This window comes from Klebsiella sp. 141162, from assembly GCF_050600755.1.
In the GTDB taxonomy this organism is placed as follows: Bacteria; Pseudomonadota; Gammaproteobacteria; order Enterobacterales; family Enterobacteriaceae; genus Klebsiella; species Klebsiella aerogenes.
This window is the reverse complement of record NZ_JAQIRI010000029.1, coordinates 1-587: the sequence shown is the minus strand read 5'-3', so window position 1 is coordinate 587 and position 587 is coordinate 1. Positions and strand designations below refer to the sequence as shown.

Here is a 587-nt window from a genome sequence, read left to right as displayed (position 1 = left end):
AGCTCCGGCGCCAGCTTGCTCGACAGGTAGATGGCCGTCGGGCCGTCGGCGCCGCCGATGATGCCGATGGCCGCCGCCTGCGGCAGGGTGAAGGAGATGAAGCCGAAGTAGTTCAGCGTCAGCGCCCCGAGCACGGTGGCGAAGATCCCGAACTGCGCCGCCGCCCCCAGCAGCAGGGTGCGCGGGTTGGCCAGCAGCGGGCCGAAATCGGTCATCGCCCCGACGCCCATAAAGATCACCAGCGGCGCGATACCCGAGCCAATCGCCACCTTATAGAAGATGGCCAGCACCCCGGAGGAGTAGCCCATGTCCACCGCCAGCGTCTCCATCTGCCCCTGCACCGACGGCAGGGCCAGCGCCAGCGCCTCCTTGATGGCGTGGACGTCCGGCGCGCAGTTGAGCTTCGCGGCAATCACCGCCAGCTGGACCGGGTCGTGGTGGGCCAGCAGGTTTTCCAGCGCGCTCAGCGCCAGCCCGGCCTCCGGGATATTGGAGAGCAGGCCGCCGAAGCCAATCGGCAGCAGCAGTAACGGCTCGAACTTTTTCGCAATCGCCAGCCACAGCAGCAGCAGGCTGACCAGCAGCAT

The 587-nt window shown here is 67.6% G+C and carries 1 protein-coding gene; it reads right to left on the bottom strand.

Annotation, left to right across the window (positions count from 1 at the left end; all coding sequences use genetic code 11):
- Positions 1–587 (bottom strand): sodium ion-translocating decarboxylase subunit beta (locus PGR23_RS24415; RefSeq protein WP_430915674.1); only part of this gene is annotated, 587 nt, incomplete at both ends.